At 56.2% G+C, this 14,013-nt stretch carries 17 protein-coding genes; 16 read left to right on the forward strand and 1 reads right to left on the reverse strand.

The window, feature by feature from the left end:
• Complete coding sequence (locus A377_RS0108485; protein WP_019895873.1) at positions 1 to 990, reverse strand: calcium/sodium antiporter; 990 nt, start codon at positions 988 to 990, stop codon at positions 1 to 3.
• A 314-nt stretch (positions 991 to 1,304) separates the two neighbouring features.
• On the opposite strand from A377_RS0108485, the gene A377_RS0108490 reads away from it, so the two are divergent.
• The 16 genes from A377_RS0108490 to A377_RS0108570 all read left to right on the forward strand — a co-directional run bounded on the left by A377_RS0108490 (position 1,305) and on the right by A377_RS0108570 (position 13,968).
• Complete coding sequence (locus tag A377_RS0108490) at positions 1,305 to 1,970, forward strand: hypothetical protein (protein ID WP_019895874.1); 666 nt, start codon at positions 1,305 to 1,307, stop codon at positions 1,968 to 1,970.
• A 45-nt stretch (positions 1,971 to 2,015) separates the two neighbouring features.
• Positions 2,016 to 2,816, forward strand: a complete 801-nt coding sequence (locus A377_RS0108495) for an ABC transporter ATP-binding protein (protein ID WP_019895875.1) — start codon at positions 2,016 to 2,018, stop codon at positions 2,814 to 2,816.
• Positions 2,813 to 3,598 (forward strand): lipid asymmetry maintenance ABC transporter permease subunit MlaE, encoded by a 786-nt coding sequence (gene mlaE / locus A377_RS0108500; RefSeq protein ID WP_019895876.1) that lies wholly within the window; start codon positions 2,813 to 2,815, stop codon positions 3,596 to 3,598. Before A377_RS0108495 ends, mlaE begins: the two co-directional genes overlap by 4 nt.
• Positions 3,599 to 3,683: 85 nt before the next feature.
• A complete protein-coding gene (gene mlaD, locus A377_RS0108505; protein ID WP_019895877.1) occupies positions 3,684 to 4,151 on the forward strand; it encodes an outer membrane lipid asymmetry maintenance protein MlaD in 468 nt (155 codons plus the stop codon).
• A 3-nt stretch (positions 4,152 to 4,154) separates the two neighbouring features.
• Positions 4,155 to 4,799 carry an MlaC/ttg2D family ABC transporter substrate-binding protein gene (locus A377_RS0108510; RefSeq protein ID WP_028485402.1) on the forward strand — a complete coding sequence of 215 codons (645 nt, stop codon included), beginning with the start codon at positions 4,155 to 4,157 and terminating at the stop codon, positions 4,797 to 4,799.
• Positions 4,796 to 5,092 (forward strand): STAS domain-containing protein, encoded by a 297-nt coding sequence (locus A377_RS12300; RefSeq protein WP_019895879.1) that lies wholly within the window; start codon positions 4,796 to 4,798, stop codon positions 5,090 to 5,092. Before A377_RS0108510 ends, A377_RS12300 begins: the two co-directional genes overlap by 4 nt.
• 163 nt (positions 5,093 to 5,255) lie before the next feature.
• Positions 5,256 to 6,185: an ABC transporter ATP-binding protein gene (locus A377_RS0108525; protein ID WP_033422856.1), complete on the forward strand. Its 930-nt coding sequence runs from the start codon at positions 5,256 to 5,258 to the stop codon at positions 6,183 to 6,185.
• Positions 6,182 to 6,952 carry an ABC transporter permease gene (locus A377_RS0108530; protein ID WP_019895884.1) on the forward strand — a complete coding sequence of 257 codons (771 nt, stop codon included), beginning with the start codon at positions 6,182 to 6,184 and terminating at the stop codon, positions 6,950 to 6,952. The genes A377_RS0108525 and A377_RS0108530 overlap by 4 nt, the downstream gene beginning before the upstream one ends.
• Positions 6,953 to 6,974: 22 nt before the next feature.
• The gene (locus tag A377_RS0108535) at positions 6,975 to 7,196 is read left to right on the forward strand and encodes a BolA family protein (RefSeq protein WP_019895885.1); all 222 of its coding nucleotides are present in this window, start codon (positions 6,975 to 6,977) and stop codon (positions 7,194 to 7,196) included.
• Between the two features lie 8 nt (positions 7,197 to 7,204).
• The gene (murA, locus tag A377_RS0108540; protein ID WP_019895887.1) at positions 7,205 to 8,461 is read left to right on the forward strand and encodes a UDP-N-acetylglucosamine 1-carboxyvinyltransferase; all 1,257 of its coding nucleotides are present in this window, start codon (positions 7,205 to 7,207) and stop codon (positions 8,459 to 8,461) included.
• A 24-nt stretch (positions 8,462 to 8,485) separates the two neighbouring features.
• A complete protein-coding gene (gene hisG, locus A377_RS0108545; protein ID WP_019895888.1) occupies positions 8,486 to 9,136 on the forward strand; it encodes an ATP phosphoribosyltransferase in 651 nt (216 codons plus the stop codon).
• A 17-nt stretch (positions 9,137 to 9,153) separates the two neighbouring features.
• A complete protein-coding gene (gene hisD / locus A377_RS0108550) occupies positions 9,154 to 10,452 on the forward strand; it encodes a histidinol dehydrogenase (protein WP_019895889.1) in 1,299 nt (432 codons plus the stop codon).
• 65 nt (positions 10,453 to 10,517) lie between these two features.
• A complete protein-coding gene (locus A377_RS0108555; RefSeq protein WP_019895890.1) occupies positions 10,518 to 11,258 on the forward strand; it encodes a Nif3-like dinuclear metal center hexameric protein in 741 nt (246 codons plus the stop codon).
• Between the two features lie 206 nt (positions 11,259 to 11,464).
• Entirely contained in the window at positions 11,465 to 12,079 is a 615-nt protein-coding gene (gene petA / locus A377_RS0108560; protein ID WP_033422857.1) for a ubiquinol-cytochrome c reductase iron-sulfur subunit, read from the forward strand.
• Positions 12,079 to 13,311, forward strand: a complete 1,233-nt coding sequence (locus tag A377_RS0108565; RefSeq protein ID WP_019895892.1) for a cytochrome b — start codon at positions 12,079 to 12,081, stop codon at positions 13,309 to 13,311. The genes petA and A377_RS0108565 overlap by 1 nt, the downstream gene beginning before the upstream one ends.
• Positions 13,312 to 13,968, forward strand: coding sequence for a cytochrome c1 (locus A377_RS0108570; protein WP_019895893.1), 657 nt, complete (start codon positions 13,312 to 13,314; stop codon positions 13,966 to 13,968).
• The last annotated feature ends 45 nt before the right edge of the window (positions 13,969 to 14,013 follow it).

Consider the following 14,013-nt stretch of genomic DNA (forward strand, 5'->3'; position numbering starts at 1 on the left):
TTAACCGGAAACGGTGCGGAAATAAAGCAATATCATATAGCCAATAAAACTGGCCAGCAAGAGTCCGCCTTCCACTTTGGTGATTTCGGCCTTGCCTTTGCGGGGCAGAGCCACCAGCAGCATGGCCAGCGTCAGGGCCAGCATGATCGGGTAATCCTGGATCAGCGTGCTGTTTTCGATCAGCGAAGGCGCGAGCAACGCAGGCATGGACATGACCGCCAGCAGGTTGAACAGGTTGGAGCCGAGGATGTTGCCGATCATCAGGTCGGATTCGCCTTTGCGAGCGGCCGAAATGGCGGCGGCCAACTCCGGCAGGCTGGTGCCGACCGCCACAATGGTCAGCCCGATGACCACGTCCGGGATATTGAATATCTGGGCAATGTCGACCGCGCCCCAGACCATCATTTTGGCGCTGGCAACCAGCAGGACCAGGCCGACCAGCAAAATGACAAGCGACTTTTTAAGCGACATTTTGGGCAGGTCTTCCAGTTCGTGCAGAGTTTCTTCGGCCAGAGGGTCATCGGGCTGGATTTTTTTGTTGGCCCGGATCATCCAGAAAATGACGATGAACAACAGCCCCAGAAGGATCAGGCCATCGGTCATGTCCAGATCCTTGTCTAGCATCAGAACAATGCCCAGTATCGAGATCGCCAGCAAAATCGGAAATTCGCGTTTCAACAGAGAAGACTTGATCGCGATGGGTGCCACCAGTGCGGCCACACCCAAGACCAGGCCGATGTTGGCAATGTTGGAGCCGACCACATTGCCAATCGCCAGGCCGGGGCTGTCATCGAGCGAAGCCAGTACCGCCACGAAAATCTCCGGGGCGGATGTGCCAAACCCAAGTACCACTATGCCGATCACCAGAGGGGAGATGTTCAGATGGATGGCGGTGCTGGCGGCGCCTTCGATGAACTGATCGGAACTCCAGACCAACAAAACGAGGCCGATGAGCAGAAGGAAAGCCGGTAAAATTAGCGCTGTGGTCATAAAGCAACTCGGTTAAAATCTGGGTTTGTGCTTGCTGGCGATTGCGGGCAGCCTGCCGAACTTAACCCAATCGGCTGCAAAAACGGTCTCAAGTCAGACTTTTTTTCGCTTCGATCGTTTAAGTCCGACAGGCTGCCAGGTGTCAAACAAGGCTCGGACTGTTACAATAGTGTAAAGTTTTCACTGCCTTCGCCTGGGTGACACAGCACCTTTGAGCGGAGACGGCAGAAGGGCTGTTATTGCCCCGACGAAGACATCGATTATATAATTTTTCGTCATTGAAATAAACGTTGTTTATGAGGTAAGGGTGTGACGTGTTGATTTTCGGTTCCCAGGGTTGGCATCAGGTGGGCGGTCAGACGCTCAAAACCGGTTGGGCAGACTTTTACCCGGTCGATATGCCGCAGGATTGGCGGCTGGATTTTTATACCTCTTTTTTTGACTGTTTGTTGTTGGATCAGTCGGATTGGCAGGACGCGTCATCGGAATGGTTGTCCATGGTGGCCGAAAGCCTCGAGGACGAGGCCTTTGACTGGGTTTTGAGCGTGGACGATTATTCGGACCAGGCACTGGATCGTTTGCAGATTCTGCTGGAACAGCCCGGTTTTGAACGGGTGCAATTGCTGTGCTGGTCGCCCGAACCAACCTGGCTGGAGCGGCTGCCCGCCTTGGTGAAGGTGACCATCGGTTTGAAAAAACCTTTGGATCTGGATCAGGTCAAGGCACAATGGCAGCCGTTTTTGGCTGGTTCGGATTGGGACTGGTGCACGCAGGAATCCTGTCTGATTGGCTGGCCACTGGGTTACTGGCCCACCTTGCCCGATGACCCCAAGCAACAGGCCGGTTGGCTACAGACCTTTGCCGCAACCCTGCCGGAAACCCTGTCGCAGGAGCGAGTGGCCTGTGTGGCCGGTGAAGGCGTCAGCGCCAACACCCTGAGAGAGCTGAAAGTGATGGCCGATGTGTTGGGGCTGACCTGAAGTGAGACCGGTTTGAAGTGATGAAGAGCGTTGAAAGGATGCGGCATGTCGACATTGATTGAAATACGGGATTTGACCTTTTCTCGCGCCGGGCGCAAGATTTTTGACGGGTTGAATCTGGATGTGCCGGAAGGACAGATTACGGCGATCATGGGCCCCAGCGGCACCGGAAAAACCACGCTGCTCAAGTTGATTGCCGGTCAACTGACGCCCGATTCCGGGTCGATCACCGTCAAAGGCCAGCCGGTCCACCGTCTCAGCCGGCGCAAGCTTTACCAGTTGCGTGCGGAAATGGGCATGCTGTTTCAAAGTGGGGCCCTGCTGACCGATTTGAATGTGTTCGATAATGTGGCTTTCCCCTTGCGTGAACACACCCGTCTGCCCGAAGCGTTGATCCGTCCGCTGGTTCTGATGAAACTTCAGGCCGTCGGTCTGCGCGGGGCCAGAGAGCTTAAAGCCTCCGAGCTTTCTGGCGGGATGGCGCGACGCGTGGCCCTGGCGCGGGCGATTGCCATGGATCCGAGTATGATTTTCTATGACGAGCCGTTTGTCGGACAGGACCCGATCACCATGGGCGTGTTGATTGAGTTGATCAAGAAGCTCAACGACAGTCTGAAGCTTTCCAGTGTGCTGGTGTCGCACGATGTGGCCGAAGTGCTGTCCATCGCCGACTTTGCCTGTGTGATTGCCAATGGCAAGGTTGTGGCCGAAGGCGATGCCGAGTCCCTTTATCAAAGCGATTCGGCGCAGGTGCAGCAGTTTCTCAAAGGCTTTCCGGACGGACCGGTGCCTTATCATTATCCGGCCAACCGCTTCGGCGACGATCTGAAAGAGAGACCGGCATGAAACAGCGCATATTGAATTTTCTGGAGCAGATCGGGCAAAGTGCGATGGTGTTGCTTGCGCAATGGGGGCGGGGGGCCATTTTTGTGGCCAACCTTCTGCCGGCCTTGCCTTATTCGTTTTATCGGCTGGAGCTGCTGATCAAGCAGGTCTATTTTACCGGGGTGCTGTCGTTGCCCATTATTCTGACGGCAGGGCTGTTTGTGGGCATGGTACTGAGTCTGCAAGGTTACAACGTGCTGGTGGATTTCAATTCCGAGGAAGCGGTTGGTACCATGACCGCATTATCACTGCTGCGAGAACTGGGGCCGGTGGTGGCGGCCTTGTTGTTTGCCGGGCGCGCCGGCTCGGCCATGACCGCCGAAATCGGTCTGATGAAGTCGACCGAACAGTTGTCCGCGCTGGAGATGATGGCGGTGGATCCGCGCAAATTTGTGTTTGCGCCACGCTTCAGTGCCACTTTGATTGTGATGCCGCTGCTGTCATTGATGTTCATTGCCATGGGCATTTTGGGCGGCTATATGGTGGCTGTGGGCTGGCTGGGCGTGGACGAAGGCGCCTTCTGGTCGCAGATGCATGCGTCGGTAGACTGGCGTGAGGACGCGGTCAACGGCATCATCAAGTCGGTGGCGTTCGGGGTGCTGATCGCCGTGATTGCGCTGTTCCAAGGGGAGGACGCGGTGCCGACCTCGGAAGGGGTCAGTGGCGCGACCACCCGCACGGTGGTGCAGGCCTCCCTGGGCATTCTGGCGCTGGACTTTGTGCTGACGGCGGTGATGTTTTGATCCGGGGTCGCCATGTTTGCAGAGATAACAGACCGCAATGGTCGGTGAAGGTAATCGTAAGCTCGAATCGAGGGGAAAGCAGGTCATGACGCGGAAACAACTGATCGAAATCTGGGTGGGAGTGTTTGTTCTGATGGGGGTCATTGCTCTGGCAGTGGTGGCGTTCAAGGTGAGCAACTTTCAGGGGTTGCAGGAGCGCAGCAGTTATCAGGTGCATGCGTTGTTTGACAACATAGGTGGGCTCAAGGAGCGGGCTCCGGTCAAGCTCAGCGGCGTGGTGGTTGGCCGGGTCAATGCGATTGAGGTGGACCCGGACACCTATCAGGCAAAAGTGACGATGTCCATTTTTGATGACTACGACAAATTGTCGATTGATACCTCCGCGTCGATTCTGACTTCGGGGCTTTTGGGGGATCAGTACATCGGCTTGAATGTCGGGGCGGACGACTTGTATTTGCAGCAAGGGGACCGGATTGAACTGGTGCAGTCGGCGATTGTGCTGGAAGATCTGATCGGCCAGTTTATGACCAAATTTGCAGAAAGCGGAGATTAAAGAATGAATTCAATGCAGAAGGTGTTTGCGATGCTGGTGCTTTTGGGGCTCAGTGTGTCGGGACAGGCGGCCGAGGCGGCCAGCGCCGATGACGCGGGTCAGCTGGTGCAATCGGTGTCGGAAAAAGTGGTGGCCGAGTTGAACCAGAACCGCGAGCAATATGTGAACGACCCCCAGGCGGTCAAGGCGTTTGCCGAGGAATATGTTTTGCCTTATGTCGATACCTTCCGCATGGCGCGTTATGTGATGGCGAATCACTGGAAACAGGCCAGCGAATCGCAGCAGAAAGCGTTTGCCGAGGCATTCAAAACCATGTTGCTGCGCTCTTATTCCAAAAGCCTGCTCAAGCTGGAAATCGATTCGGTCAAAGTGACTCGGGCAAAGCAGGAACGTCCGGGGCGTGCGTCGATTCAGAGCGAAGTGCTGCAAGCAGACGGCAACCGTTCCCGCGTGGATTACCGGGCCTACTACAGCGATGAAAAGCAGCGTTGGATGCTGTATGACATGACGGTGGAAGGGGTGAGTTTGCTGCTGAATTATCGCAAGACCTATGGCTCCGAATTCGGTCGCAAAGGCGTGGACAAGGTGATTGAAGAGCTGGAATCCAAAAACGCCGAAGCCTTGTCGGAAGCGGAGACCGCTGCGTGAAGGCGGTGAACCTGTCTCAGGAAACCGCGGCGGTGATTGACCAGTCGCAATTGCGGCTGTCCGGGCAGATGCAGACCGAGGCGGTCACCCAGGTGTTTGAGCAGATCCTCAAAGGCCTGGATACGACCATTACCCAGGTGGATCTGTCTCAGGTCAGCGCCATGGATTCGAGCTGTCTGGCGATGTTGCTGTATTTGCAGTCACGACAGTCAGCGCCTCTGACGCTGGTCGGTCTGCCAGAGCAGGGCCGTGATCTGGTCGCCCTGTATGATCTGGAAGACATACTGGTTTAGAACACGACACTGGGTTTGGCGGAGCAGAATTGACCAGGCCTGGTTGTTGTAGGAATGGTATCAACGTTTTTTAATGCGTCCGGCAGACAGCCGGTTGGATTGCCCGGCCATGCGCCGGGTTTTTTCGGCTGAGCCGGAGACGCGCAATGATTGAAAAGGAAGTATGAGCATAAAACCTCCAGCCGTGTCGTTTCAGCAGGTGCAGAAACATTATGGCGACTTGCCAGCCCTCAACGGGGTGACCTTTGATGTCCGCCCCGGGTGCTTTTTCGGGCTTCTGGGTCCGAACGGTGCCGGTAAATCGACCTTGATCAATTGCATGTCGGGACTGGTCCGGCCCACAGGTGGCCAGGTTTCGGTGCAGGGGCATGATGTGATCAAAGATTACCGTCAGGCCCGACGCCTGGTCGGGGTGGTGCCCCAGGAACTGATTGCGGACCCGTTTTTTTCGATTCGGGAATTGCTGAAAATTCAAAGCGGTTACTTTTCCCTTCGTGGCGCGGCCCAGACCCGGTGGATCGATTATTTGCTGGACCGGCTGGCGCTCAAGGACAAGGCGGATGCGCTCACCCACGAACTTTCGGGCGGCATGAAACGCCGGGTCCTGATTGCGATGGCGCTGGTACACAAACCTCAGGTGGTGGTGCTGGACGAACCCACCGCCGGGGTGGATGTGGATCTGCGCAAAACGCTCTGGGAGTTTACCAAGTCACTGCACCGCCAGGGCCACACCATTATTTTGACCACGCACTATCTGGAAGAAGCCGAAGCCCTGTGCGAAGACGTGGCGATTATGAAAGGCGGTGAACTCAAAACACTGGAGTCCACTGAAACCCTGTTGAGTCGGCACAATTACCGCTATTTGAGAGTGAAAACCGGCCAGGGCCACGGCACTGAATCCCTGGTCGATCCACTTCAGTCGAGGTTGGCCGATCAGGATGGCAACGGCTTTCTGTTGCGGCTGGAAAAAGACCTGGCCCTCAATGATGTGTTGGCCTGGGTGGCGCAAAGCGGGGTGTCGGTACAGGGCATCACCAGCCGTGATGCCACGCTGGAAGAAGTGTTTCTGGATTTGACGGGGGAGACGAAATGATTCCCATTGCATGGTTGGGCGGCTGGTCTCTGTTTGTCAAAGAGGTTCGCCGTTTTTATTCCGTGGCCATTCAGACGGTGTTCGCGCCGGTGGTGGCGTCGTTGCTGTATCTGTTGATTTTCGGTCAGGTGATCGACACTCGCATGGAAGTGTTTTCCGATCTGGATTACAGTCAGTTTCTGATACCAGGCCTGGTGATGATGACCATTCTGCAGAACGCGTTTGCCAACACCTCCTCCAGCCTGATTCAATCAAAAATGCACGGCAATCTGACCTTTGTGCTGCTGAGTCCGGTTTCGCCTCTGGCCTTTTATCTGGCGTTTGTGGGCGCCTCGATTGTGCGCGGTCTGGCCGTGGGGGTCGGGGTGTTGCTGGTCGGCTGGATCGGGTTCGATCTGGCCTGGCAATCGCCGGGCTGGGTGCTGCTGTTTGCGGTGCTCAGTGCGGCGGTGATGGGCGCCGTGGGCATGATCGCCGGCATTGTGTCCGACAAGTTTGACCACCTGGCGGCGTTCCAGAATTTCATTATCATTCCGCTGACGTTTTTAAGCGGGGTGTTTTATTCGATCCAGGCGCTGCCGCCCTTTTGGGAAGCGGCCTCGCACTTTAATCCGTTTTTCTATATGGTCGACGGATTTCGTTATGGGTTTTTCCAGGCCTCGGATGTGTCGCCCGGATTGAGCCTGGTCGTGACGGTGGCGTTCTTTTTGGCGGTCACGGCGATTAATCTGATTTTATTGTACAAAGGCGTTAAAATACGCGACTGATTTGCCAAGCAAGGGGCCCCTTATGTCACCAGAAAAAATTCGTGAACGCATTCAGGCTGTCCTGACGGACGCTCAGGTGGTCACCAGTGGCGAAGATTGCAATTTTGCGATTGAAGTGACCAGCGAGCAGTTTGTCGGCAAAAAGCCGCTGCAGTGCCATCGCATGGTCAACGACATTTTCAAAGACGAACTGGCCGATGGGCGTTTGCATGCGCTGTCGATCAAAACCAAAAGCCCTGAATAGTTTTGTACATGGATAAATTATTGATTGATGGGCCCTGTAATCTGGCCGGATCAGTGCGGATTTCCGGCGCCAAGAATGCGGCCTTGCCCATACTGATGGGGTGCCTGCTGGCCGAGTCGCCCGTCACCCTGTCCAATGTGCCACACCTGAAAGACGTGACCACCACCATTCAGTTGTTGGCCACCATGGGGGTCGGGGTGACGTTTGACGAAACCCTGGACATTGAAATCGATGCGTCAAGCATTGAGACCAAAGAAGCCCCGTATGAACTGGTCAAAACCATGCGTGCCTCGATTCTGGCCATGGGGCCTCTGCTGGCGCGTTATGGCGAAGCACGTGTGTCCTTGCCGGGGGGTTGTGCCATTGGTTCGCGTCCGGTGAACATTCACCTGGACGGGATGCGCAAGATGGGCGCTGAGATCGATGTGACCCAGGGCTACATTGTCGCCAGAGCCGGGCGCTTGCAGGGAGCCGATATCAGCATGGATCCGGTCACGGTAACCGGCACCGAAAACCTGATGATGGCCGCGGTACTGGCCGAAGGCACCACGGTGTTACGCAATGCCGCCAAAGAACCCGAAGTGTCCGATCTGGCGCATTTTCTCAATAAAATGGGGGCCCGGATTGAGGGCATCGGCTCGGATACGCTGACCATCGAAGGGGTTGAGCGGCTGCAAGGGGTGGCGTACAGCGTCATCCCCGACCGGATTGAGGCCGGCACCTATCTGGCCGCCGCTGCGGTGACTCAGAGTTGTGTGACCGTGACCCATGTGGTGCCGGACCATCTGGAAGCGGTGTTGGAGAAGTTTCGCGAAGCCGGGGCCGGTCTGGAACAGGGCGATGACTGGATTCGACTGGACATGCGCGGCCGTCGCCTGAGACCGGTGGACATTGTGACCAACCCCTATCCGGATTTCCCTACCGACATGCAGGCCCAGTTTGTGGTGATGAATGCGTTGGCAGAGGGCAAGTCCCGGGTGGAAGAAACCATTTTCGAAAACCGTTTCATGCATGTGTCCGAACTGATTCGAATGGGCGCGGACATCGTGGTCGAGGGCAATCAGGCGCAGATTCAGGGGGTGGACACCTTGTGGGGCGCGCCGGTGATGGCCACCGATCTCCGGGCTTCGGCCAGTCTGATCCTGGCTGGGCTGGTGGCCAAAGGGCGCACCGAAGTCAGCCGGATCTATCACATTGATCGGGGCTATGAGCTGATCGAAGAAAAATTTCACAAGCTGGGCGCGCACATCTACCGCGCCAGTTGAACTTACTCTAATAAAGGGCGATGTATGGCAGACCCGTTAACAATTGCCTTGTCCAAAGGCCGCATCTACAAAGACACCTTGCCGTTGCTGGAAGCCGCTGGCATCCGCCCGGCCGAGGACCCGGCCAAATCCCGAAAGCTGATCATTCCGACCAACCATGACCACATCCGACTGCTGATCGTGCGGGCCACGGATGCGCCGACCTATGTCGCGCATGGTGCTGCCGACCTGGGGGTGGCCGGCAAGGATGTGTTGATGGAAGCGCCCAGCGACAACATCAACGAATTGTTGGACCTGAAGATTGCGACCTGCCGATTGATGGTGGCCGGGCCCAAAACGCCCAAGCCCACCGGGCATCGCCTGAAAATCGCCACCAAATACATTCAGTCGGCCACCGCCTACTACGCCCAGAAAGGCGAACAGGTGGATTTGATTAAGTTGTACGGGTCCATGGAAATCGCTCCGCTGATCGATCTGGCCGACAAGATTGTGGATCTGGTGGACACAGGCAATACGCTTAAGGCCAATAATCTGATGCCGGAGGAGCACATCGCCGACATCAGTTCGCGGCTGATTGTGAACGAGCATGCCTACAAAACCAAATTTGCTCAGATTGATGCCATTGTCAAACAGTTCAAAGCGGCTGTGGACGCAACGGCCTCCCAATCAACCTAACAGTGAGTCGACTTATTATGTTGAAGATTGAAACCTTATTTGCCAATGCCTCGGATTTTTATACCAAACTTGACCGGCTTCTGGCTTGGGAAGGCGTCTCAGATACCTCTGTCAATGAGGTGGTGCGCGGTGTGCTCAAGGCCGTGCGCGAACAGGGCGACCAGGCTTTGTTGCACTACACCGAGAAATTTGATCGTCTGACGCTGAAAGACGCGGCCGAGTTGGAAATTCCGGCCTCGGAAATGCATGCGGCCCTGGCACGTATTCCTGCCAAGCAGCGTGAAGCGCTGGAGTTTTCCGCCCAGCGGGTGCGTCAATACCATGAGCGGCAGGTCAGTGAATCCTGGTCTTACACCGAAGCGGACGGCACTTTGCTGGGCCAGCAGGTCACGCCTTTGGACAAGGTTGGGTTGTATGTGCCGGGCGGCAAGGCAGCTTACCCGTCTTCCGTGGTGATGAACGCGGTGCCGGCCAAAGTGGCGGGCGTGGAGCAGTTGATTATGGTGGTGCCGACCCCGGATGGGGAAGTCAATGACATGGTACTGGCCGCCGCTGCCATCTGCGACGTGGATCGGGTGTTTACCCTAGGCGGTGCCCAGGCCGTGGCCGCGCTGGCGTATGGCACCGAAACCGTACCACCGGTCGACAAAATCGTGGGGCCGGGCAATATTTTCGTGGCCACAGCCAAGCGCGAAGTCTTTGGCACGGTGGGCATTGACATGATTGCCGGGCCGTCCGAGATTCTGGTGTATTGCGATGGTCAGACCGATCCGGACTGGATCGCCATGGATCTGTTCTCACAGGCCGAGCACGACGAAGACGCGCAATCGATTCTGGTCACGCCGGACGCCGAGTTTGCCAAACAGGTCGAACAGAGCCTCAATAAGCTGATTGATCAGATGCCGCGTGAAGCGATCATTCGCAAGGCGCTGGAAACCCGGGGCGCCATCATTGTGGTTGAAAACGAAACGCAGGGCTGTGACGTGATCAATCACGTGGCGCCGGAGCATTTGGAGTTGTCGGTGGCGGACCCTCAGGCCATGCTGCCCAGCATTCGTCATGCGGGGGCCATCTTTATGGGCCGTTACACCGCCGAAGCGCTGGGCGATTACTGTGCCGGGCCCAATCACGTGTTGCCGACGTCCCGCACCGCGCGTTTTTCATCCCCGCTGGGCGTGTACGATTTTCAGAAACGTTCCAGTCTGATCATGTGTTCGCCCGAAGGCAGTCGGATGCTGGGCGAATACGCGGCCGAACTGGCGGACGGCGAAGGTTTGCAGGCGCATGCCCAGTCCGCACGGTATCGCTTGAAATAATCGCATCGTCCGGTCTGTTTTTTACCAGGCCTGGTGATTTCCGAACCCAACCGAAAGGAGGGAACATGGACATTCAAGCGCTGGAAACCTATCTGAACAACTACCTGTCAGTGGCCGAGTTCACCGACTATGCGCCCAACGGGCTGCAGGTGGAAGGGCGACGCACCGTCCAGACGGTGATCACCGGGGTCACGGCCTGTCAGGCGCTGGTGGATGAAGCCATTGCCCGCAAGGCGGATGCGATTCTGGTGCATCACGGTTACTTCTGGAAAAACGAACCGCAAACCATTGTGGGGATGAAACGGCGTCGGATAGCCAGTCTGTTGCAGCATGACATCAATCTTCTGGGCTATCACCTGCCGCTGGATGCGCATCCGGAAGTGGGCAACAACGCCTGCCTGGGAACCCTGTGGGGCCTGAAGGATGTGACGCCACAGCCGGGGTTGCTGCGTCTGGGCAAGTTGCCGCAGCCCGTGTCCATGGATGACTGGGTGTTGGAAGTTGAGCGCAGTCTGCAGCGCCCGCCGCTGCATCTGCCTGGCGGGCCGGAACAGGTGGAAACCATCGCCTGGTGCAGCGGCGGGGCACAGGGAATGATTCAGCAGGCCATTGACTGGGGCGCCGATGTGTTCATCAGTGGTGAAGTGTCAGAGCAGACCACCCATCAGGCAAAAGAAAGCGGGATTCATTATCTGGCGGCCGGACACCATGCCACTGAAACCCTTGGGGTCAAGGCACTGGGCAAGCACCTGGCGGACAAGTTCGGTCTGGATGTGACGTTTGTCGACATCCCCAATCCGGTTTGAGAAGTTTTATTTATGCTTGACATTAATTTTGTTTATAAATAAATTTTTTTAGGGCATAAATAGATATTTATGTAGGGCCGAATGGCCTTTGATAGAATCAGAAGTCTTGTATCAGGCTTCCTGGCTCCGCTTTTTGTTGCCAGGCAGTGAACGTAATCTATGCATCAAGCGACTGCGGATGCGATTCGGTTAAAGAGGAAAGCTCGATGTCGTCAAACCATGACCAACCACAGACTTCGATGACACGCCGGAAGGTGCTGACCGCAGCCACCGGTGTGCTTGGGGCCACAGGGGCGACTTTTGCCGCGGTGCCATTTGTTAGCTCGTGGCAACCCAGTGAAAAAGCGCGTGCCGCGGGTGCCCCGGTCGAATTGAATATCAGCAAAATGCAGCCCGGTCAGATGCTGACGGTTTCCTGGCGGGGCAAGCCCGTCTGGGTCGTCAGACGGACGCCGGAAATGATCGATCGACTGGATGATTTGGCCGATCGTTTGCGTGACCCGGATTCGCTGGTGTCCGAGCAGCCGGAATACTGCCAGAATCCCACCCGCTCACTGAAGCAGGAATACCTGGTTGTGGTCGGTGTCTGTACGCATTTGGGCTGTGCCCCGCTTTATCGTCCCGCAGTGGACTCGCCGGACATGGCAAAAAACTGGCAGGGCGGATTTTTCTGTCCCTGCCATGGTTCCAGTTTTGATCTGGCCGGGCGCGTCTACCAGGGCGTGCCGGCACCGACCAATCTGGTAGTTCCCCCTTACCATTTCAAAAGTGACCAGGTCGTTCGCATCGGTGAAGACCCTGAACAAGGAGGTGTGGCCTGATGGCGTCGACACAGGACAAAAAGACCAACTCATTGCTGGCCTGGCTGGACGCTCGTTATCCGCTGGTCAGCACCTGGAATGAGCATGTGGCGGAGTATTACGCGCCCAAAAACTTCAATTTCTGGTATTTCTTTGGTTCACTGGCCCTGCTGGTGCTGGTCAATCAGTTTGTCACCGGCATCTGGCTGACCATGAGCTACAAGCCCAGCGCTGCGGAAGCGTTCAGTTCCGTGGAATACATCATGCGTGATGTGGAATGGGGCTGGCTGATTCGCTACATGCATTCGACTGGCGCTTCGGCCTTTTTTATTGTCGTGTATCTACACATGACCCGCGCCTTGTTGTATGGGTCATACAAGGAGCCGCGTGAACTGGTGTGGCTGCTGGGCATGCTGATCTTTGTGGTGCTGATGGCCGAAGCCTTTATGGGCTATATGCTGCCTTGGGGCCAGATGTCTTACTGGGGAGCACAGGTCATTATTTCCCTGTTCGGTGCCATCCCTGTGGTCGGTCCGGACCTGGCGACCTGGATTCGGGGTGACTTTATTATCTCGGACGCCACGCTGAACCGGTTTTTTGCCCTGCATGTGATTGCATTGCCACTGGTGTTGCTGATTCTGGTGTTCATGCACATTGTGGCACTGCACAAGGTCGGGTCCAATAACCCGGACGGTGTCGAGATCAAAAAGCTCAAAAACGCCCAGGGCCTGCCCAAAGACGGCATTCCGTTCCATCCGTACTACACGGTAAAAGACTCTTTCGGGGCGGCGGTGTTCATGCTCTTTTTCGCATTCGTCGTCTTTTATATGCCCACGGGTGGCGGTTTCTTTATCGAACCGCCGAACTTCGAACCGGCCAATCCGCTGAAAACGCCTGACCACATTGCACCGGTCTGGTATTTCACACCTTTCTATGCGGTGCTGCGGGCCATTCCGGACAAGTTCCTCGGGGTGATGGCGATGGGTGCGGCGATTGCCGTGCTGTTTGCGATGCCATGGCTGGACCGTTGTAAAGTGCGTTCGATCCGCTATCGCGGGCTGTCCTACAAGGTCCTGCTGACGGTGTTCATCATCAGTTTTGTGGTGCTGGGCTGGTTGGGCACGCAGCCTTCCACGCCGGAACTGACCAAATTGGCGCGCATCTTTACCGCGACCTATTTCCTGTTCTTTATCATATTGCCGTTTACGTCGGCCAATGAGAAAACCAAGCCGGTTCCAGAGAGGGTGAGATAGATGAAAGTATTGCAATGGTTGACGATTTGCGTCCTGCTGGTGCCTTTGTCGCTGCGAGCGGCGGGGCCGTCTCTGCCACTGGAATCGGCCAATAACGATCTCCAGGATCTGGATTCGCTCAAACGCGGGGCAGAGTTATTCGCCGACAAATGTCTGGCGTGTCATTCAATCAAATATATGCGCTATAACCGCATTGCGGCCGACCTTGGTTGGAGCAACGAAGAAGTGGTCGAGGTCATGAGTTATGGTCAGGATCGGGCCGTGGACGATGTGATGACCCGGATGCCGGAAGGCGTGGCCATGAACGTGTTTGGCACCAAGATGCCGGACCTGTCATTGATGGCGCGTCTCAAAGGCACCGATTACATTTACAGCTTTCTGCGCGGTTACGAGTACGATCCGGAAACCGAAAGCTGGGACAATCGTCTGTTGAAAGGCACGGTGATGCCGCATGTGCTGGAAAGCATGGAACGCCACAGCACCGAAGAGTCCTACGCCCAGGCCGCCCGCGACATCAGTAACTTCCTGGAATACGCAGGCGAACCCGCCAAGCTGCAACGTTGGGATCTGGGTTGGAAAGTGATGCTGTTTCTGCTGTTGCTGATCATTGTGACCTATCTGCTCAAAAAAGAGTACTGGCGCGACATCAAGCACTGAACCGCTGCTTTCTGAAACCCGCTTCGGCGGGTTTTTTCGTTGGGG

This window comes from Hydrogenovibrio halophilus DSM 15072 (assembly GCF_000384235.1).
GTDB lineage: Bacteria > Pseudomonadota > Gammaproteobacteria > Thiomicrospirales > Thiomicrospiraceae > Hydrogenovibrio > Hydrogenovibrio halophilus.

Excerpts from the sequence above, each read along its gene's own strand:
- mlaE (WP_019895876.1), top strand. The coding sequence starts at position 2,813 with ATGAAACAGCGCATATTGAATTTTCTGGAGCAGATCGGGCAAAGTGCG.
- A377_RS0108555 (WP_019895890.1), top strand. The coding sequence starts at position 10,518 with ATGGACATTCAAGCGCTGGAAACCTATCTGAACAACTACCTGTCAGTG.
- hisG (WP_019895888.1), top strand. The coding sequence starts at position 8,486 with ATGGCAGACCCGTTAACAATTGCCTTGTCCAAAGGCCGCATCTACAAA.
- A377_RS0108530 (WP_019895884.1), top strand. The coding sequence starts at position 6,182 with ATGATTCCCATTGCATGGTTGGGCGGCTGGTCTCTGTTTGTCAAAGAG.
- murA (WP_019895887.1), top strand. The coding sequence starts at position 7,205 with ATGGATAAATTATTGATTGATGGGCCCTGTAATCTGGCCGGATCAGTG.
- A377_RS0108535 (WP_019895885.1), top strand. The coding sequence starts at position 6,975 with ATGTCACCAGAAAAAATTCGTGAACGCATTCAGGCTGTCCTGACGGAC.
- hisD (WP_019895889.1), top strand. The coding sequence starts at position 9,154 with ATGTTGAAGATTGAAACCTTATTTGCCAATGCCTCGGATTTTTATACC.
- mlaD (WP_019895877.1), top strand. The coding sequence starts at position 3,684 with ATGACGCGGAAACAACTGATCGAAATCTGGGTGGGAGTGTTTGTTCTG.
- A377_RS0108570 (WP_019895893.1), top strand. The coding sequence starts at position 13,312 with ATGAAAGTATTGCAATGGTTGACGATTTGCGTCCTGCTGGTGCCTTTG.
- A377_RS0108565 (WP_019895892.1), top strand. The coding sequence starts at position 12,079 with ATGGCGTCGACACAGGACAAAAAGACCAACTCATTGCTGGCCTGGCTG.
- petA (WP_033422857.1), top strand. The coding sequence starts at position 11,465 with ATGTCGTCAAACCATGACCAACCACAGACTTCGATGACACGCCGGAAG.
- A377_RS0108495 (WP_019895875.1), top strand. The coding sequence starts at position 2,016 with ATGTCGACATTGATTGAAATACGGGATTTGACCTTTTCTCGCGCCGGG.
- A377_RS0108485 (WP_019895873.1), bottom strand. The coding sequence starts at position 990 with ATGACCACAGCGCTAATTTTACCGGCTTTCCTTCTGCTCATCGGCCTC.
- A377_RS0108525 (WP_033422856.1), top strand. The coding sequence starts at position 5,256 with ATGAGCATAAAACCTCCAGCCGTGTCGTTTCAGCAGGTGCAGAAACAT.
- A377_RS0108510 (WP_028485402.1), top strand. The coding sequence starts at position 4,155 with ATGAATTCAATGCAGAAGGTGTTTGCGATGCTGGTGCTTTTGGGGCTC.